Annotated in this window: 17 protein-coding genes; 8 read left to right on the top strand and 9 right to left on the bottom strand. The window is 46.5% G+C overall.

Annotated features, from left to right (window positions below; translation table 11 throughout):
- Positions 1-32 precede the first annotated feature (32 nt).
- Positions 33-572: a 5' nucleotidase, NT5C type gene (locus ICL07_RS24880; protein WP_188090779.1), complete on the top strand. Its 540-nt coding sequence runs from the start codon at positions 33-35 to the stop codon at positions 570-572.
- Between the two features lie 37 nt (positions 573-609).
- Here the strand turns inward: ICL07_RS24880 and ICL07_RS24875 are convergent, their stop codons facing one another.
- Positions 610-1218 (bottom strand): helix-turn-helix domain-containing protein, encoded by a 609-nt coding sequence (locus ICL07_RS24875; protein ID WP_188090778.1) that lies wholly within the window; start codon positions 1216-1218, stop codon positions 610-612.
- A 458-nt stretch (positions 1219-1676) separates the two neighbouring features.
- Here ICL07_RS24875 and ICL07_RS24870 point away from each other — a divergent pair, with 458 nt between their 5' ends.
- Positions 1677-1958, top strand: coding sequence for a hypothetical protein (locus ICL07_RS24870; protein ID WP_188090777.1), 282 nt, complete (start codon positions 1677-1679; stop codon positions 1956-1958).
- Here the strand turns inward: ICL07_RS24870 and ICL07_RS24865 are convergent.
- Positions 1936-2106, bottom strand: a complete 171-nt coding sequence (locus ICL07_RS24865; protein ID WP_188090776.1) for a hypothetical protein — start codon at positions 2104-2106, stop codon at positions 1936-1938. The genes ICL07_RS24870 and ICL07_RS24865 overlap by 23 nt on opposite strands.
- A 134-nt stretch (positions 2107-2240) precedes the next feature.
- Here ICL07_RS24865 and acs point away from each other — a divergent pair, with 134 nt between their 5' ends.
- Both acs and ICL07_RS24855 read left to right on the top strand, forming a co-directional pair.
- Entirely contained in the window at positions 2241-4154 is a 1914-nt protein-coding gene (gene acs, locus ICL07_RS24860) for an acetate--CoA ligase (protein ID WP_188090775.1), read from the top strand.
- A 119-nt stretch (positions 4155-4273) separates the two neighbouring features.
- Positions 4274-5218 carry an alpha/beta hydrolase gene (locus ICL07_RS24855; RefSeq protein ID WP_188090774.1) on the top strand — a complete coding sequence of 315 codons (945 nt, stop codon included), beginning with the start codon at positions 4274-4276 and terminating at the stop codon, positions 5216-5218.
- A 183-nt stretch (positions 5219-5401) separates the two neighbouring features.
- Here ICL07_RS24855 and ICL07_RS24850 read toward each other — a convergent pair whose 3' ends face one another.
- The 6 genes from ICL07_RS24850 to ICL07_RS24825 form a co-directional block, all read right to left on the bottom strand.
- The gene (locus ICL07_RS24850) at positions 5402-5965 is read right to left on the bottom strand and encodes a L,D-transpeptidase family protein (protein ID WP_188090773.1); all 564 of its coding nucleotides are present in this window, start codon (positions 5963-5965) and stop codon (positions 5402-5404) included.
- A gap of 118 nt (positions 5966-6083) precedes the next feature.
- Positions 6084-9026: a M16 family metallopeptidase gene (locus tag ICL07_RS24845; protein ID WP_223152098.1), complete on the bottom strand. Its 2943-nt coding sequence runs from the start codon at positions 9024-9026 to the stop codon at positions 6084-6086.
- A 168-nt stretch (positions 9027-9194) separates the two neighbouring features.
- Positions 9195-9527: a hypothetical protein gene (locus ICL07_RS24840; RefSeq protein WP_188090772.1), complete on the bottom strand. Its 333-nt coding sequence runs from the start codon at positions 9525-9527 to the stop codon at positions 9195-9197.
- A 29-nt stretch (positions 9528-9556) separates the two neighbouring features.
- Positions 9557-10522: an outer membrane beta-barrel protein gene (locus tag ICL07_RS24835; RefSeq protein WP_188090771.1), complete on the bottom strand. Its 966-nt coding sequence runs from the start codon at positions 10520-10522 to the stop codon at positions 9557-9559.
- 2 nt (positions 10523-10524) lie between these two features.
- Positions 10525-11613 (bottom strand): anti-sigma factor family protein, encoded by a 1089-nt coding sequence (locus ICL07_RS24830; RefSeq protein ID WP_188090770.1) that lies wholly within the window; start codon positions 11611-11613, stop codon positions 10525-10527.
- 39 nt (positions 11614-11652) lie between these two features.
- Positions 11653-12138, bottom strand: a complete 486-nt coding sequence (locus tag ICL07_RS24825) for an RNA polymerase sigma factor (protein WP_188090769.1) — start codon at positions 12136-12138, stop codon at positions 11653-11655.
- Between the two features lie 374 nt (positions 12139-12512).
- On the opposite strand from ICL07_RS24825, the gene kbl reads away from it, so the two are divergent.
- The 4 genes from kbl to ICL07_RS24805 all read left to right on the top strand — a co-directional run bounded on the left by kbl (position 12513) and on the right by ICL07_RS24805 (position 16726).
- The gene (gene kbl / locus ICL07_RS24820) at positions 12513-13700 is read left to right on the top strand and encodes a glycine C-acetyltransferase (protein WP_188090768.1); all 1188 of its coding nucleotides are present in this window, start codon (positions 12513-12515) and stop codon (positions 13698-13700) included.
- A 183-nt stretch (positions 13701-13883) separates the two neighbouring features.
- On the top strand, positions 13884-14687 hold the full coding sequence (blaOXA, locus tag ICL07_RS24815) for a class D beta-lactamase (RefSeq protein WP_188090767.1): 804 nt from the start codon (positions 13884-13886) through the stop codon (positions 14685-14687).
- 224 nt (positions 14688-14911) lie between these two features.
- A complete protein-coding gene (locus ICL07_RS24810) occupies positions 14912-15934 on the top strand; it encodes a VWA domain-containing protein (protein WP_188090766.1) in 1023 nt (340 codons plus the stop codon).
- A gap of 12 nt (positions 15935-15946) precedes the next feature.
- Positions 15947-16726 carry a tetratricopeptide repeat protein gene (locus tag ICL07_RS24805; protein ID WP_188090765.1) on the top strand — a complete coding sequence of 260 codons (780 nt, stop codon included), beginning with the start codon at positions 15947-15949 and terminating at the stop codon, positions 16724-16726.
- 519 nt (positions 16727-17245) lie between these two features.
- On the opposite strand, the gene ICL07_RS24800 is transcribed toward ICL07_RS24805, so the two are convergent.
- Positions 17246-18109 (bottom strand): helix-turn-helix domain-containing protein, encoded by an 864-nt coding sequence (locus tag ICL07_RS24800; protein ID WP_188090764.1) that lies wholly within the window; start codon positions 18107-18109, stop codon positions 17246-17248.
- Positions 18110-18135 lie beyond the last annotated feature (26 nt).

Raw genomic sequence — 18135 nt, 5'->3', positions numbered from 1 at the left:
TACTTGCATATATTTGCAACAAACAGCAAAATATGGCAAGAATAGTAATAGACATGGATAATGTAATGGCAGATCTGACTGCCCATTATGTGAACAGTTATGAAGCATCACATGGCATTAAGCTGGACCTTCAGGCGTTGCATGGTGTTCCGGAAGGAGAAGTATTACCGGAAGGATTAGTACACAAATTGTTGCGTTCAGCAGGATTTTTCAGGACTGCGCCGGTAATACCGGGAAGTCAGGAGGTGATTAAAGCGCTGATGGAAAAATATGAGGTATTCATTGTATCCGCAGCAATGGAGTTTCCCTTATCACTCAAGGAAAAACTGGAATGGCTGAATGAACATTTTCCATTCATCAGCTGGCACAATATTGTATTCTGCGGTTCCAAAACCATTGTGGAAGCCGATATTATGATCGACGATTACGACAAGAACCTGCGGCATTTTAAAGGAAGACAGTTATTGTTTACCGCACCGCATAATGTTCATCTGGCAGATTATGAGCGGGTAAACAACTGGGAAGATGTAGCAGCCGCATTGGGAGTAGAGGTACCGGCGGCCAGGGTATAATCGCAAAGGGGTAACGGCAACAGCAGGTTGCAGGAGATTACCCCTTCTTCGTTTTTCCCTTACGAAGGGTGGCCAGCTCTTTTTTCATTTTCAGCACCTCATCTTTCAGGGCTGCATGGCTCTTTAGCAGTTGTGTGTGTTCTTCCAGTATTTTATAGTATTTCTCGCGCAGCGTCATCATTTCATCGCTGTCTGTAAGCCTGGTTTCCTGCGTAGTGCCGGGGTTCAGAAACGCTTCCGGTGTCATGTCCAATCCACGGGCCACACGATCCAGTTCATCCGGCGAAAAAGTCTCTTTCTCAAAAACATTATACATCGTTCGCCGGCTCATATTCAGTCGTTCCGCCAGTTTACTTTTATTCAGTCCTTTCTCCGCAATAAGGTGCTGCAGGCGGTTGCCATGGTGAATACTTTTCCCGTTGGCCAGCTGCATCGTGCCGTTCCAGCGGATAAATTCATCTGGCGTAATACCGATAATCTGACAGAAACGTTCCAGGTTAACCCGTTTCATATCTCCGTTCCGCAGGTGATAGTGGGCAATTTGGTTGGTGAAGCCGGCCATTTTTGCAAAATCGATGATCTTGATTTTTTTCTGCTTCAGTATCTGTTTTAGGCGCTGACCCATGTGTATCAAACTCGACTGCATCGTTCGTGTTTTTATAAAAGATGGTATAATATAACAATTAATCTTTCATTTCGTAAATAAAATTATCAAAACACTTCAAAAAATAATAAAATGATCATGGGAAGTAGCAGAATGATCGTAATGGCTAACTTTTATGCATAAACGTAGTAGGGAAAAATTATTTTTCGATCATTTTGATCGGAAAAAAGCGCTAATGATTGAAATAATTACAGGAAAATAGCCCCCCTGTCATGATGAGAGATCACACATGATATTTGATCGGAATTCTGTCCGTAAAATCACTCTAAAGCAGCGCCAGAAAGCATTCCCGTGGATAGTATCAGCAAATAGTGTAATTTTATGCTGATAAATTTCACAGTTATAACTGTATTCACTGATAGCTATTAATACTCTCATTTTGCTACAGTTCATACGGGATAATTGGAATGGCATTATTCACCATAAAAAATCAATTTGCTATGAGTAAAGACTCTCCTAACCTTTTATTTGCGATTCATGAAAAGTTTGCAGGCATGGCCACCCTCTTCCGCGAAAGAGTATGCCAGGACTGTAACTGGAGCACTCCCACCTTCTACCGGAAAATGCGCGCCAAAGAAGGAGCACGTCTCAACGCAGACAAAAACAAACTAAGCTCCTATTTGAGCAGCGCGGAAAGCAAGCGGGTAGTGGAAATCATGGATGAAGTGTACAACTCCTTCTGGAAAGACGCGACAAAAATCAGGAATAAACACCAGCTGTAGACAATTTCCGGAGATACAGACCAGCTATCCGCTCCCGTAACCCACCACCTTTCCCATCTTTTTCCAGCACCTTAGTGGCCTTACTATCACCTGCCCGCCATAGGCAGTAGCTATTGTATTGCTCTATAGGTGCTTTCTCATGGCCCATTCCAGGATGCGTTTTGAAAAATAATCTGGTTTTAACATGTTTTTTTAGATTTTCTCTAGCATACCGTCGGGTTTTTCTTAAATTTAAAGCCCGTTAGGAAAAAATCTACTTAACCAATAAACATTTATGGTGCTATGTCGTACCCATACCAGATTAAGACTATAGAAGATTATCAACAGGTTTATCAGCAGAGCGTAATAGACCCGGAAGGATTCTGGGCCAATGTAGCCGATCACTTTATGTGGCGCCGTAAGTGGGACAAAGTATTGGACTGGAACTTTAAAGATCCTGAGATCAAATGGTTCTCCGGTGCTAAACTGAATATCACCGAAAACTGCCTGGACCGCCATCTCGGCACGCTCGGCAACACCCCGGCTATCATCTGGGAACCCAACGACCCTGAAGAACGCCACCGTATTATTACCTACCGTGACTTATATAACAAGGTATGCCAGTTCGCTAACGTACTGAAAAACAATGGCGTTAAAAAAGGCGACCGCGTTTGTATTTATATGGGCATGATCCCGGAACTGGCAATCGCTGTATTGGCCTGCGCCCGCATTGGCGCCATCCACTCTGTGGTATTCGGCGGCTTCAGTGCCCAGTCAATCGCCGACAGGATCCAGGATGCGGAAGCAAGCCTGGTCATCACCTGCGACGGCGCTTTCCGCGGCAACAAGGACATCCCCCTGAAATCCGTGATTGACGACGCTCTGATGGCTTGCCCTACCGTTAAAAAAGTAATCGTATGTACCCGCACCCGCACTCCGGTGAGCATGCTCAAAGGAAGAGACGTTTGGTGGGAAGATGAAATCAAACAGGTAGAAACCATGGGCAATCCCCCCTGCCCCGCTGAAGAAATGGATGCGGAAGACATGCTCTTCATCCTCTATACTTCCGGCTCTACCGGTAAACCTAAAGGTGTGGTACACACCTGCGGTGGCTATATGGTGTATACCAACTACACTTTCGTTAACACTTTCCAGTACCAGCGCGGTGAAGTATTTTTCTGTACTGCCGACATCGGCTGGATCACAGGTCATAGCTATATCGTATACGGCCCGCTCAGCGCAGGTGCCACCACCCTTATGTTTGAAGGCGTACCAACTTACCCGGATGCCGGCAGACTCTGGGAAATTGTTGACAAGTTCCGTGTCAACACCCTGTATACCGCGCCCACGGCTATCCGCAGCCTGATGGGCTACGGCCTCGGTCCGGTTAACCACAAAGACCTCAGCTCTCTTAAAAAGCTGGGTAGCGTAGGGGAACCCATCAACGAAGAAGCATGGCACTGGTTTAAAGACAATATCGGGAAAGGCCGCTGCCCGATTGTAGATACCTGGTGGCAAACAGAAACCGGTGGTATCATGATCACCCCGATAGCCGGCATTACCCCGGAAAAACCGGGTTTTGCCACTTTACCCCTGCCAGGCGTACAACCTATTCTGGTTGATGAAAACGGGAAGGAAATAGAAGGCAACGGTGTTAATGGTAACCTCTGTATCAAGTACCCATGGCCCGGTATGCTCCGTACTACCTACGGCGATCATGACCGCTTCCGCAAAACCTACTTCTCCACCTACGAGAACCTCTACTTCACAGGCGACGGTTGTATGCGCGATGAAGACGGCTACTACCGTATCACCGGCCGGGTAGACGACGTACTCAACGTGAGCGGACACCGTATCGGTACCGCTGAAGTGGAAAACGCAATCAATATGCACGCCGGCGTCATAGAAAGCGCTGTAGTAGGCTACCCCCACGATATCAAAGGACAAGGGATCTACGCTTATGTGATCATGGAAAGAATGTCACATGAACCGGAACTGAGCAAAAAAGATATTGCACAAACAGTATCCCGCATTATCGGACCTATCGCTAAACCAGATAAGATCCAGTTTGTAAGCGGCCTCCCTAAAACACGCTCTGGTAAAATCATGCGTCGTATCCTGCGCAAAATCGCGGAAAACGAACTCGATAACCTCGGCGATACCTCCACCCTCCTCGATCCTGGTGTGGTCGACGAAATCAAAAGAGGCAGGCTCTAAAATTTAGGAATTTTTTGATTTAGATATTTAAAAATGCAGCGAAGATCATCTGTTATAATGTTGATCTTCGCTGCATTTTTAAATATCTAAATCAAAAAATCGTAAATCCATCAATTCCTATGCGGCGTTTCTTCAAAAAAGCCCTCTATACCTTACTGTTTATCACGCTGCTATTCAATTGCATCGCGGCTTTCCACGCCTGGAAATTCACCCACTTCTATGAAAATAACCGCCAGCGGAACAAACGCCCGGAGGAAATGAACGTGGGAGAAAAATTAAAAATGATCTTTTTTGGGGTACGACTCTCCAAATCCATTACCAGCACGCACCCTAATATAACTTATGACACCGTGCAACTGCTTACCTCCAACGGGCTGCACCTGGAAGGATGGTGGATGCCGGTACCCAACGCCAAAGGCTCGGTCATTCTCTTCCACGGATATGGCGGCAATAAAGGAGGACCGCTACCGGAAGCCTATTGGTTCCGGCAACTGGGCTATAATACTTTTCTGCTCGATTTCCGGGGCCATGGCAACAGCGATGGCAGTACCTGTACTATCGGATACAAAGAAGCGGAAGATGTAAAACTAGCCTGGGATTATGTACAGGCCCGGTCTAAACAACCGATTACCCTTTGGGGAGTAAGTATGGGTGCAGCAGCCGTTCTGAAAGCAGTGCCGGAATATCACCTCACTCCGCAGAAAATTATCCTCGAGGCGCCCTTTGCTACCCTGGTAGATGCCGTACGGAGCCGTATGCGGGCTGTTCACCTGCCAGCTACGCCACTCTCGCAAATGCTGACTTTCTGGGGCGGGCTGGAACTGGGATTCTGGGGATTCGGTCATAACCCCCAGGACTATGCCCGTCAGGTAAAGATGCCCGTGCTCCTTTTTTGGGGCCAACGCGACCCACGGGTCACTAACGACGAAACCCGACGCGTATTCAACCAGCTGGCTTCCCCGCAAAAACAATTGTATGTTTTTAAAGACGCGGCCCATCAATCTTTCTGCATGAAAGACGGCCCGGTATGGAAACAACTGGTAAAAGATTTTATGGCAAAATAAAAAAGCGCGCACCATCCGAGTGGAGCGCGCTCTTCACAGGATCTGACCCGCCGTATATATTGGAGTCATGGTACAGTACATTAAGTCCGTACCATTAGATGCAGTACACAATGATTGCAGTAAAGTTAGTTCCTTACGCTGCCATTGGAAAACACCTGTACTCTCCACAAAAACCTTTCCTTTTTAACGACGGATCACCACCGGTGTGCCGACTTTAACAATTTCATATAATTCGTTCACATCTCCATTTTTCATACTCACACAACCCAGTGTCCAGTTAACCCTGCTATCCACATAATTATCGCGGATACCGGCCCCGTATTCTACACCGTGTATACCAATACCTCCGCCCATACTGGCGCTCTGGGACAAGCTTCCATCACTTTGCCGCTGATAAAATTTCTGTTTGGAATCTTCATTCGGATAATCCAGCAACATAAAACGGCTCCATCTATTGTCCATCCGTTTGTTCTGAATATGGAAAGTACCCTCCGGTGTTTTGCGATCACCTTCCACCAGCTTATCTCCCTGGTCTTTGTTACCAAAAACCACTTTGTAAATTTTTCTGAGTGTTACATCTTCATACAGATACATCCGGTAATCACTTTTGTCTACCAGCAGGAAAATCTTATCCGGATTGATATTGCCGGGACTCAACCGTACATTGTACAGATCCACAGTGCTCCCAACAAACCCGGACAACGGTAGCAGCAATAGTATAACTGCGTATCCGTAAAATCGGTACATTTTCATAGGGTGATTAAATATTGCTGATAACGCAACAGGGTGTTTATTTATTGCAGTGCAAAAAAAACGCGGCATACAAATATGCTGTATGCCGCGCCTATATTATATTTCAACGGTATTAGTAACCGAAGATCTCTTCCAGGGAAAGTGTTTTCACCGGACCGATTTTTTTCAGATCGTCTATATTGACTTTCTTGCCGGAAGCCACTATGCAGTACATATAAGGCTTGTGGGCAATATTGGTATCGTGGAATTTCTTCACATCATCGAAATTCATTTTATCAATGGACTCGTATACCTGTTTGCGGATATCTGTGCTGAGGCCCAGTTTCTGCGCAGCCAGGTAGCTGAAGATGATACCATCATTGGTGATCCTTTCTGTTTCGATATCCTGTTTCATGGATTCTTTAGCCGTTTGCAGCGCTTTGTCTGAACGTGGAATATCATTCAGCAAATCATTCATGCCCTTGATCGCATCGTTCATTTTGTCGGCCTGGCTACCTACGTAGGCAAACTGAGAATAACGCTCTCCTTTTTTGTCGGGAGATGCAAACATAGCATAGGTAGAGTATGCCAGTGCTTTGGACTCACGGATGGTTTGGAATACAATAGAACCCATACCTCCACCGAAGTAAGCGTTGAACAGGGAAATGACACCGGTATTAGCCGGATCATACACTGCACCATTACCTACCCAGTTTACTTCCGTCTGTACCATGTCGTAATCAGCAAACAGCACCTGGTTGGCAGTTTGCGTGGTTTTGGTGAATTTCACCGCAGCAGGTATTTCTTTGAAGCTGGCAGGCAGCGTATGCAGTTTTTTCACGTCGGCAGCAGCAGTCGCCAGTGGCTGAGGACCATAGTAGATAATCGTGTGTTTGTAGGAGGGCAACTCATGCAGCATACCAGTCAGTTCTGCAGCAGTGATACCATCCAGATCGGCCTGGCTCAGCTGGTTGTTGAACGGATTATTAGCACCATACATCGCGTAGTTCACCACACCTTTCATGATAGCGCCTTTATTCAGCTTGGCATCTGCACGGGATTTCTGTAACCGTCCTTTCAGCGCAGCCAGTGCTTCTTCATTAGGTTTGCAATTGGCCAGCACGTGTTCAAACAGGGATACCGCTTTATCGAAGTTCTCCTGCAGACCGCTGATAACAATCGTGGTATTTTCTGTTGAAGCACTTACGCTGAAGTTGCAGGCAATGTTATAGAACTCTTTACTGATCTGTTCGGAAGTGTATTTGTCTGTACCCAGGAATTGCAGGTATTGTGCAGCCAGGCCCAGTTTTTTGTTATTCCAGGAGCCCATGTCAAAACGATAGTACAAACGGAACAGGCCATTGTCCTTGTTTTGCACGTACATCATATTGGTGTTGCCAACAGGAGCAGTCTGAATATCTTTTTCATAATCCAGCCATTGTGGTTTCACTGCAGTAGCCGGGATAGCAGCCACTTTCTGCAGGAAAGCGGATTGAGCTTCGCGGTTTACTTCCACCGGTGTGATAGCCGGTTTCTCCACCTTCTCGATGTTTTTGTCTTCCCCTTTACGTTTGTAAACCACAACAAAGTTGTTAGCGAAGTATTTATTGGCGTAGTCAACAATTTGTTTTTTGGTGACTTTACCCATGTCGTCTACATAAGACACATCATGAGCCCAGTTGGCAGCCCTGCTTTTAATGAAAGCGTCCATGATGGAAGTAGCGCGGTTGTTGTTGCTTTCCAGACCCTGGAGCTCAGACAGTTTGGCGTTGTTTACGATGGCTTTCACCAGCGACTCATCAAACGCGCCTTTTTTCAGGATATCCAGTTGTCCCAGTAACAGGCTTTTCACATCATCCAGGGTTTGGCCTTGTTTGGCTTTACCGGACAATATCATGGCGGAGTAGTCTTTCAGACCCAGTACCTGTACACCGGCGCTCAGCGCTTTCTGTTGTTTGTTGATGTTCAGATCCAGCAGACCGGCTTTACCATTCTGCAGGATGCTGGTGAGTACGCCTAATACCAGGCTGGATTGGGTATCGAGGGCCCCTGGCAAGCGGAAAGCGATATCGATGCTTTCAGCATCCGGACCGAATACTTCTTTCACCACCGGCGCTTTGAAAGGTGCTTCAGGAGCGGGTTTGTATTCTTTCACCGGTTTAGCTTTCATATAACCAAATTGTTGGTCGATGGTTTTGATCACGTAGTCAGGATCGAAATCACCTGCCATTACGATGGCCATATTATTAGGCACATAGTAAGTGTTATAGAAATCCCGGATAGCCTTCAGGTTAGGGTTTTTCAGGTGTTCTACCGTACCGATGGTGGATTGCTGTCCATAGTTATGGGTAGGGAACAGTGCAGCCAGCAAGGTTTCATATACCTTACGGCCGTCGTTGTCCAGTCCACGGTTTTTTTCCTCGTATACCGCTTCCAGTTCGGTATGGAAGAGGCGGAATACCGGGTCGCGGAAACGTTCAGCCTGTACAGTGAGGTACTTATCGATCGCATTGGAAGGAATATCTTCCTCGTAGATCGTTTCTTCCACCCAGGTGTGCGCATTGGTGCCCTGTGCCCCCATGCCGGTCATCATCTTATCGTATTCGTTGGCAATCGCATATTTCGCCGCGATGCCGGATACGCTGTCGATCTGATGGTACACTGCTTTACGGGCAGCAGGATCTGTTGTTTTATTGTATTTATCATACAGGTTCTCGATCTGGTCGATATAGGGCTTTTCCTTTGCCCAGTCGAGTGATCCGTACTGTTGGGTACCTTTAAACAGCAGGTGTTCCAGGTAGTGGGCCAAACCGGTATGATCTTTTGGATCGTTGTTGCTACCGGCGCGGGTACCGATTAATGTCTGAATGCGAGGCTCTTTTTTGTTAACACTCAATATGACCGTGAGACCATTTTTCAGTGTATAAAAGCGGGCCTTCATGGGGTCATCCGTTACGTACCGGTAAGTATATCCGCCGGCGGTAGCTTCCTTCCACTGAAATTTTCCCTGGGCCATAGCTGTTTGCAGGCTTCCTGCGAACAACAACAGCGAAACAGTTAGCTTAAGCAGTTTCATAGAAATCTGTTAGGTTGGTTTGAAAATAGTCACCAAATATAAAGGAAGCAGCAACATAACAGCGGACTCACGAAAGATAATTCTATGAGCGGTAACACAAGAAAAGATACAACCGATTGAAAATCAGCAGTCAAGGAGGGGCAACAAACCTAACTATCTAATTAATTATCAAGGAGTTAGATTATTCATTAAAAATACAGCCCGTTTTCCCAATACAAGGCTATTCCAGAGAGAATCGGCCTGGGCAACGGAAGAATAGTGCTTTTTGGCGGTGACAGACCTGGCAACAACTTTATGAACGGCAGGTTCCGGCTGAGCAGCAGCCATCACTATTTTTACCGGGGCAGCTGCCGGAATGCTGCTGAAAGAGGGTAAATCCACAGGAAGTTGCTGACTATCACCGGACATAGCAGCTGCTTTTACACCGAGCAGGCGTTTATCACAGGAATGCACCCACGCAATACAACCAATGCACGCCAACAGCGCGACAAAAGAACGCATAGAAAGAATTTTGGTCTGGTCAAAAAAATTTAGAAACCATTTAACCGCAACCCGATAGAGAACGGATATTGTTGTAATCCGTAATCATGCAAAGGCGTAAGGGCGAAGTTACCATACAGCTTCACCGGGCCGTAACCCAATTCGCTGGTAAGTCCGAAACGCCATTTGTTGAGGTTGAAATCATCGGTTTTCCTCACCTTTCCTCTCTCCTCACTGATCTGTTTGGTCCTGGATTTAATCAGATAACCACCAGAGACCCCTAAGCTCACCTGAAACGCGCGATTAGGGCGAGCTGGGTTAGAATTGAAGTTGAGCATTACCGGGATCGATATGTATTCGGCAAACAACTTATTTTTTGAAAACTCTACTGTATCCCTGATTATTCTCGAAACATAGCCCGTTTCATATGTAATATTACGGGCATATCTGAAATTATTCATCTCCAAGCCCAGAGCATATAACAAGTTAAGTTTGTGTTTTGTTATATTAAGTCTCTGTTCAAACAACCAGATATTAAAATTGATCGATTTTCCGGTGATAAGTTTAAATTCAGCCGGCGTTAAAGGTTCACTTCCATCCCGGGGCGCCAGGGTATTGAGTCCTCCGGCTGAGTAATCATAGTATCTTTGAGCGGGCATGGCGCCGTTGAAAGCGTTGGTGTTATTGGGATAATAAGCAATGTAACTGGCCCCGCCGTATTCACTCCTGTCGATATAGTTATTAAATCCGATATCGAATACAAACCACCGGGTATGCAGGTTTTTTTTCAGCCTGGCACGGGCGTAGGCAGTATCGCTGTATATTTTGTAGGTATTTTTCCCTTTTTCGTTCTTCCCTTTGATCAGGATCAGGCCTTTTATCCAGAAGGTATCCGGAACCGGTGCGGTGGCGGTAGTGGCGGTGATATTGCCCTGATGGCTGGTGTCAACGTTTTGCCCCTGCGCCCATGCTCCACACAATACCAATAAAAAACAGAGTAAAACTTTATGCTTCATAATTATTTATTCCTTTTACGGGAGAAAAATTTAGCTACGTTGGTGACCTTGTCCAGTATACGGCTGTCACTTCCGCTGACAGACAGGATCAGTTCTCCTTTCACAGCGGCAGGTGCAGCCACCGGGCTGGTTGCCTTCGCTACAGTGGCCGGCATATTAGCGGCCATAACAGGTTCCTTCGCATGACCGGCAGCCGGCGCATTGTCTGCCGGAACCGCTGCTGCAATCGCTGTATTTTGCTGGTGCTTTTCCACTATCTCCTCCGAAGTATTACGGGGAGCAGGCAACGTAGAAATCACCGGTACATCAGCAGGTACAGGGGCGGCGGCGACCACATTATTATTTTGTAGCTGTTGGGGAGTCGGGGTTACCGGCGCTCGTTTAACCGGTGTCATATCTTTTTTCCGGGCAGCGGCACGGTTTCCCGGTGCGTGGGCCATCTCAGGGGCCGATACAAACGGCGTTGCCGGCGCTTCTGACGTTACTGCCGGAGCCTGGACCGGTGCGGTAACAGGTGCAGATGGTGTTGTCACCGGTTTCATTGCCTCATGGGTAACAGTGCCGGCTATCGGCTGACTGTTATGCTGTTTACCCGCCGGCAGTAACCATATGATGAGCCCGGTCAGTACAGCGGCGGCAGTAGCACCCCACCAGTAAGGCGTCATCCGGATGGTTTTACGGGAACGACGGTACAGGCTTGCCTTGTCTTTAAATACAATAGCCGTATCCGGCTCCAGCTTCACCACCTGCAGCAGCGCCATTTCCTTTTGGGCTTCCGGATGCTGCTGTAACCAGGATTTTAAACGGACGGTGTCTTCGGCTGACAATTCCCCGTCCACATAACTCAGCATCATCGACTCGTAATCCATCGTTTCTGCTGACGTATGCCGGTAAAGCGTTGCTTTCTGATCAAATACCACTTGCTCGTCGGGCACCACACGGACGCCTTGCAGTAGTTCCAACTCTGCCCGGATTGGTGGATGTTGTTGCAAAAACTGTTCGAGCGCGGCTAATTCCGCGTCGTTCAGTTCATTATCCACGTAACTGAGCAGGTAAGATTCGTAGTTCGATATGTTGATCTCTACAGCCAAAAATCAATTTATTATTAATCAATAACAATTATAAAAAATTTATATAACGTTTTCCATCTTTACAAGATAGTTTTTCAGGTGTATCCTCGCCCGGTGGAGGTAAACTTTTACCTGGGAAGGATTCAGCTGCATAATTTCACCAATCTCCTCATAGCTGTACCCTTCGTAATCTTTCAACATCACCAGCGACCGTTGCACCTCGCTTAAATTAGCCAATGCTTTGGCAATCACTTCCTTAGCATTATTGATCTTATGATCAGCCACTTTTACTTCATCCTTAAACTGATCTACCAGCGTTACCCGCTTTGTCTTACGTACATGGTCGATCATATTATGGTACGCCACTGTAAACAGGTACGATTTTGCCTTTTCAAAAGGCACGTCCTGGCAGTGCTTCCACAATATTTCGAATGCGTTCTGTACTACGTCCCTGGCATCTTCCGCGTGATCCAGATTTTTGATGATAAAGCGGAATATATTGTCCGAATACAGATCCACACATTTATTGTACTCCTTTTCCGTCATTCCGGTGGTGCGGGATTTTAGTGCTAAGTTCCAACTTTTACTTTAATACCTGTCATGGTCACTCTCCGGCTTACCCACACCTTATATTGTTACTTTCCGGTTTGCACAGCAGGAACAGCTCCTTTCAAACTGATCATCAACCCTTTATCCAACAAATTATTTTCACATCTCTTTCGCTCAGGATTTAGTGACAGTTTTCCACTACGTGGCATTTAGAATCATGATAGTATTATGACGGAATGCTGCCGGCAAATGTTACACCTGGGTCAAACTTTTTACTGTCAACATCGTTAACTGTGGATGCGACTGAGATTCGTAATACTTTTATCGTGCATAACTTTGCACAAGCGTTATTTTTAAATATTGTACTTACTATGAATAAGAAGTTTACATCCCGCTTACGGGAAGAACTGGATGAAATCGATAAAGCCGGTCTGTATAAGAGAGAACGTATCATCACCTCAGAACAGGGAGCAGAGATACAGGTTGGCGGTAAGACTGTCATAAATTTTTGCGCCAACAACTACCTGGGGTTATCTTCTCATCCGGCAGTGGTGAAGGCCGCCAAAGACGCCATTGACACGCATGGTTACGGCATGAGCAGCGTCCGCTTTATTTGCGGTACCCAGGATATTCACCGCGAACTGGAACAAAAGATTTCCAAATTCCTGGGCACAGAAGATACCATCCTGTATGTAGCCGCTTTCGACGCTAATGGTGGCGTATTTGAGCCGCTGTTTGGCGAGCAGGACGCTATTATCTCCGACGCCCTGAACCACGCCTCTATCATCGACGGGGTACGTTTGTGCAAAGCCAAACGTTTCCGTTATGAACATAACGACATGGCCGACCTGGAAGCCAAACTGAAGGAAGCACAGGACTGCCGCAGCCGTATTATCGTAACAGATGGCTCTTTCAGCATGGACGGTACCATTGCCCAGCTGGATAAGATCTGCGACCTGGCAGATAAATACGATGCCATCGTGATGTCTGATGAAAGCCACTCTTCCGGCTTCCTGGGTAAAACCGGTCGCGGTACCCACGAATACCGCAATGTAATGGGCCGGGTAGACATCATCACCGGTACCCTGGGCAAAGCCCTGGGTGGCGCTTCCGGTGGTTTCACCAGCGGTCCGAAAGAGGTTATTGATATCCTGCGTCAGCGCAGCCGTCCTTACCTGTTTTCCAACTCCGTAGCCCCCAGCATCGTAGGCGCTTCTATTGCCGTACTGGATATGCTGAGCCAAACCACCGAACTGCGCGATAAACTGGAATACAATACCCGGTATTTCCGCACCAAAATGACCGAAGCAGGCTTCGATATCAAACCCGGTGACCATCCCATTGTACCGGTTATGCTGTACGACGCCGTACTGAGCCAACAAGTGGCAGAAAAACTGCTGGAAGAAGGTATCTATGTGATCGGTTTCTTCTTCCCGGTAGTGCCTAAAGGACAGGCCCGCATCCGTGTACAGCTGAGCGCAGCCCACGAACAGGCACACCTCGATAAAGCCATCGCCGCCTTCACCAAAGTAGGTAAGGAACTGGGCGTGATCAAATAATTTATGGGTTAGCCATCAGCCATTGCTGGTAAACGGCCATTTGGATAAGCAGATTCATTACAATCAATTATATATTGTAGTATCTCTTATTCAAATGGCTGTTTGCTTGTTGGCCCTAATCCGTCATTCCTAATTTATTCTTCCCTACTTTTGCACCTGATTATTTACTAAATCATGATACCGATGAAACGATTTGGCTGGATGTTCTTAGCACTGTGCCTTTTTATGGCCGCCTGCGCACCGAATAATGTCAAGGAAGAAAAAGGCTGGGAAAAATATTTCACCCAATACAAGGTGGAAGGTACCTTTATGTTATTCAACAATGCCCAGGGTATATTTAAAGTGTATAACCTGGACCGCGCCAAAGAACGTTTCCTGCCGGCATCTACCTTCAAAATTTTCAATTCACTGGTTGGACTGCAAACCGGCGTTATCAGCGACACTGGTATGGTCATTCCCTGGGACGGCGTTGTCCGCAAAATTCCGGCATGGAACCAGAACCTGAGCATGCAGCAGGCCTTCAAAGTTTCTTCTGTTCCCTACTTCCAGGAAATTGCCCGCCGTATCGGTAAAACCAATATGCAGCGTTGGCTCGACTCCGTTAAATACGGCAACATGAAAATCAGCACTATCGATACTTTCTGGCTGGATAATTCCTTACAGATCTCTCCCGATGAAGAACTGGGCTTTGTAAAAAAGCTGTATTTCGATCAGCTGCCCTTCGCCAAAACCAATATGCAAACGGTACGCGATGTGATGCTCATGGAAAAGACGCCTAAATATGAGCTGTCCTACAAAACCGGATGGGGCACGATGGGCGCTAAACAAATCGGCTGGATTGTAGGCTGGGTAGAAGAAAACAGACACCCCTCCTTCTTTGTGCTCAATATAGAAACCGAAGATCCCAACTTTGACATGGTCAAAAACCGCATGGATATTCTCCGTAATATCCTTACAGACGCCGGCTATTTCAAAGGCGAAATGTAACCATTTACGGATTTTTTGATTTACGGATTTTTTGATTTTGCGAAGATCACCTATATCAACAAAACATCTTCTCCACAAAATCCCAAAATCCGTAAATCAAAAAATCCGTAAATGAAGAGGCCAAATGCTAAAAAAAATATAAACCCCTCTCCCCGCTCTTGTAATACGTAACAAAAAAATTATTTTTGAGATCTTGCCAACGGCAAGCGACCTTAAAACAGCATATGTTACGTTTTCAGCATAGTGAATATTTATGGGCACTGGTATTGTTACTGGTGCTGCAACTGGCCTTCCTGGGTGTGTCCTGGTGGAAACGCCGTTCCATACGCCGTATCGGAGACCCGGCCCTGGTAGAAAAACTCTTTGCCGGTTATTCCCGTAAACTGTTCGTATTCAAGTTCCTGCTTATTTTCCTGGCTTTTTTCTTTGGCGTAGTTGGGCTGGCTAACCTGCAAAAAGGCAGCCGCATGGAAAAGATCACCCGCAAAGGGGTGGACGTAGTGATTGCCCTCGACGTGAGTAAGAGCATGCTGGCCAATGATATACAGCCCGACAGGCTTACCCGCGCCAAACAACTGATCAGCAAATTGATGGACAAACTGGACAACGACCGCGTTGGCCTGGTAGTATTTGCCGGTAACGCCTATCTGCAAATGCCGCTCACCATCGATTATTCCGCCGCTAAAATGTATCTCAGCACGGTATCCCCGGATATGATCCCCACGCAGGGCACCGCCATCGGACAGGCTATCCAGGTATCAGATGATTCTTTCAATAAAAAAGAACGTAAACATAAAGCGCTGGTAATCATCTCCGATGGGGAAGACCATGACGAAACAGCCCTGCAAAAAACACGGGCAGCCTTCGAAAATGGCGTGGTCACCAATACCATCGGTATCGGTTCCGTATCTGGTTCCCCCCTCCCGGACCCCGAAACAGGCAGCTACAAAAAAGACAGGCAGGGAAATACCGTCATCTCCAAACTCAATGAAAACGAGTTGAAAGGCATTGCCGCCGCCGGAAAAGGTATTTATCAACACCTGGACAATAACACCGACGATGTGGTGAATACATTGGTGAACAAAATCGATAGCATGGAGCAGAAGGAATTCGGCGAAAATGTATTCACAGATTATAACAGCTATTTTCAGTATTTTCTGGGCATATGCCTGGCATTGCTGCTGATTGAATTTTTTATCCCGGAAGTACGCCTGCCGCGCAAAACCCGGGAAACTACAGCAGCTTAATTTTAACGGATCATGAACATTACTTTTATAAAACAGGGTTGCTTTTTGGCGGTGCTGCTGCTGGGCGGGATGACCGCCATGGCGCAGAATGGCACCAACAAACTTATCCGCAAAGGCAATGAACTGTATCAGAAACAACTGTTCAGCGACGCAGAAGCCAACTACAAAAAAGCACTCGAACAAAATGCACAATCTGCCGTAGGCAGTTATAACCTGGGCAACTCCCTCTATCAGCAAAAACGATATGACGATGCCCGTACGCAGTACGCCAACAGCCTGAAAACAGCTGATAACAGCCATATCAAGTCGGAGGCAGATTATAACATCGGCAATACCTATATGGAAGGCAAAAAGTGGGAAGAGAGTATCAAATCCTACAAACAGGCATTGAAAATCAATCCTTCCGATGAAGATGCCCGTTATAACCTGGCTTATGCACAGGCCATGCTGAAAAAACAACAGCAGGATAACAAAGACAATAAAGACAACAAGGATAAGAAAGACAAGGACAAAAATAAAGACAAGAATAAGGACCAGAACAAAGATCAAAATAAAGACCAGCAGGATAAGGATAAAGACAAGAATAAAGATCAGAACAAGGATCAACAGGATAAAAACAAAGATCAGAATAAAGACCAGCAGGAACAGCAAAAGCCGGAACCTCAGCCCAGCAAAATGAATAAGCAGGAGGCAGAAAGGCTGTTGCAGGCATTATCTCAGGAAGAAAAGAAACTACAGGATAAAGCCAAAAAAGTGAAAGGACAACCCGTACCGGTGGAAAAAGACTGGTAAACTTTTTATACTCAACAAATGGCTAAATCCGGCAGTATCCTGTATACTGCCGGATTTTTTTGCCCATAAAAAAACCGGAACATGATTATTCCGGCCATTTTACCTAAACCTACAACAGTTACGCATGGTAACAGTATTTTTTTGCCTGCAATAAGGTAAGGGGAAGATACCTGCCATGACTGGTTACTCTTTACCTATTTGCCAGCCGGATGGTCATTGTATTCATCTTACGCTGCCGGCAAGCACCTCCCCAAACTTTAAAACACACTTATCTTTAAGCAGCCCTGTAAGGACCACTGTTTAATCTTCATTGCTTTATCGCTGGCATCTGACCAGTGGGCGTCCCGGCCCTTCTGGTCCCCTGATTTACGGGGTGACGGGAATAATTACAGTACAGTTCACTCAATGGGCATCCCTTGCATGATTTCCAATTTAACGTCAGCGGGTGAAACAATTCAATACACAAAACTAAGGTGCAGGTGGACCAATCTGCTAGGACAATTCAGCTATTGACTTGTACTATTTGAACATAATGTCCCGGAAGTCCTGCGGAGAGATACCGGTGTTATTTTTAAAAAACCTGCTAAAGTAGGCAGGGTCTTCAAATCCAAGCTCATAGCATATTTCTTTCACGCTTTTATGACTGAAGGCCAGGTTTCGTTTGGCTTCCAGCACAATACGGTCATGCAGCAGCTCCGTTACGGTACGGCCGGAGGTTTCCTTGGTTATTTCATTTAACCTTTTGGGTGTCAGGGCAAAAGCATTGGCATAGAAGGCCACTTGGTGTTCCCGGGTGTAATGTTTTTCCAGCAGGCGGCGTAGCTGCACTACCCTGGAATCGTGATGGAGGGGCCGCATGGTATCGGTAACATTGCGTTTTTTCTCCCGTTCGGCCAGCAGCAGAAAAGCATTCAGATAATGTTTGATGATACTGCGGCTATTGGCGCCCGGGGCGCGGTGTTCCCTGTTCATCAGGTCTACCAGTCCCAATAACGACGGCGTAGTGCTTTCACTGACACAAATAGGGCCGTAACCATGCCAGTTGTCGAAAAGATGGGAAAAGTCGTACAGGGTTTCTTTGTCGTGTTTGTTGGCGAAATAAAAGCGTTCCGTAAAAAAAATTACATGGCCTTCCCGTTCACAATCCAGCTGATGTACCTGGCCGGGCCGTAACAGGAATAACATATTGTCTTCCATTTCATACCACACAAAGTCCACCATATGCCGTCCACTGGCTTTGGTAAACCACAGGATCTGGAATTGATGATGCCGGTGTGGCTGGTGGCTGAAATCCATCACTGCCATGTTTAAAGGGGCAATGTTGAACTGAGATTTCAGCGGCCATTCCTGGTAGGGAATGTCCAGACTTTTATTATTCGACATAAGTGGTTCAAATTTAAGCGAATGGC

This window comes from Chitinophaga qingshengii, from assembly GCF_014529935.1.
GTDB lineage: Bacteria > Bacteroidota > Bacteroidia > Chitinophagales > Chitinophagaceae > Chitinophaga > Chitinophaga qingshengii.
This window is presented reverse-complemented; position numbering and strand designations above follow the sequence as displayed.

Excerpts from the sequence above, each read along its gene's own strand:
- ICL07_RS24880 (WP_188090779.1), top strand. The coding sequence starts at position 33 with ATGGCAAGAATAGTAATAGACATGGATAATGTAATGGCAGATCTGACT.
- ICL07_RS24875 (WP_188090778.1), bottom strand. The coding sequence starts at position 1,218 with ATGCAGTCGAGTTTGATACACATGGGTCAGCGCCTAAAACAGATACTG.
- ICL07_RS24870 (WP_188090777.1), top strand. The coding sequence starts at position 1,677 with ATGAGTAAAGACTCTCCTAACCTTTTATTTGCGATTCATGAAAAGTTT.
- ICL07_RS24865 (WP_188090776.1), bottom strand. The coding sequence starts at position 2,106 with ATGGGCCATGAGAAAGCACCTATAGAGCAATACAATAGCTACTGCCTA.
- acs (WP_188090775.1), top strand. The coding sequence starts at position 2,241 with ATGTCGTACCCATACCAGATTAAGACTATAGAAGATTATCAACAGGTT.
- ICL07_RS24855 (WP_188090774.1), top strand. The coding sequence starts at position 4,274 with ATGCGGCGTTTCTTCAAAAAAGCCCTCTATACCTTACTGTTTATCACG.
- ICL07_RS24850 (WP_188090773.1), bottom strand. The coding sequence starts at position 5,965 with ATGTACCGATTTTACGGATACGCAGTTATACTATTGCTGCTACCGTTG.
- ICL07_RS24845 (WP_223152098.1), bottom strand. The coding sequence starts at position 9,026 with ATGAAACTGCTTAAGCTAACTGTTTCGCTGTTGTTGTTCGCAGGAAGC.
- ICL07_RS24840 (WP_188090772.1), bottom strand. The coding sequence starts at position 9,527 with ATGCGTTCTTTTGTCGCGCTGTTGGCGTGCATTGGTTGTATTGCGTGG.
- ICL07_RS24835 (WP_188090771.1), bottom strand. The coding sequence starts at position 10,522 with ATGAAGCATAAAGTTTTACTCTGTTTTTTATTGGTATTGTGTGGAGCA.
- ICL07_RS24825 (WP_188090769.1), bottom strand. The coding sequence starts at position 12,138 with ATGACGGAAAAGGAGTACAATAAATGTGTGGATCTGTATTCGGACAAT.
- kbl (WP_188090768.1), top strand. The coding sequence starts at position 12,513 with ATGAATAAGAAGTTTACATCCCGCTTACGGGAAGAACTGGATGAAATC.
- blaOXA (WP_188090767.1), top strand. The coding sequence starts at position 13,884 with ATGAAACGATTTGGCTGGATGTTCTTAGCACTGTGCCTTTTTATGGCC.
- ICL07_RS24810 (WP_188090766.1), top strand. The coding sequence starts at position 14,912 with ATGTTACGTTTTCAGCATAGTGAATATTTATGGGCACTGGTATTGTTA.
- ICL07_RS24805 (WP_188090765.1), top strand. The coding sequence starts at position 15,947 with ATGAACATTACTTTTATAAAACAGGGTTGCTTTTTGGCGGTGCTGCTG.
- ICL07_RS24800 (WP_188090764.1), bottom strand. The coding sequence starts at position 18,109 with ATGTCGAATAATAAAAGTCTGGACATTCCCTACCAGGAATGGCCGCTG.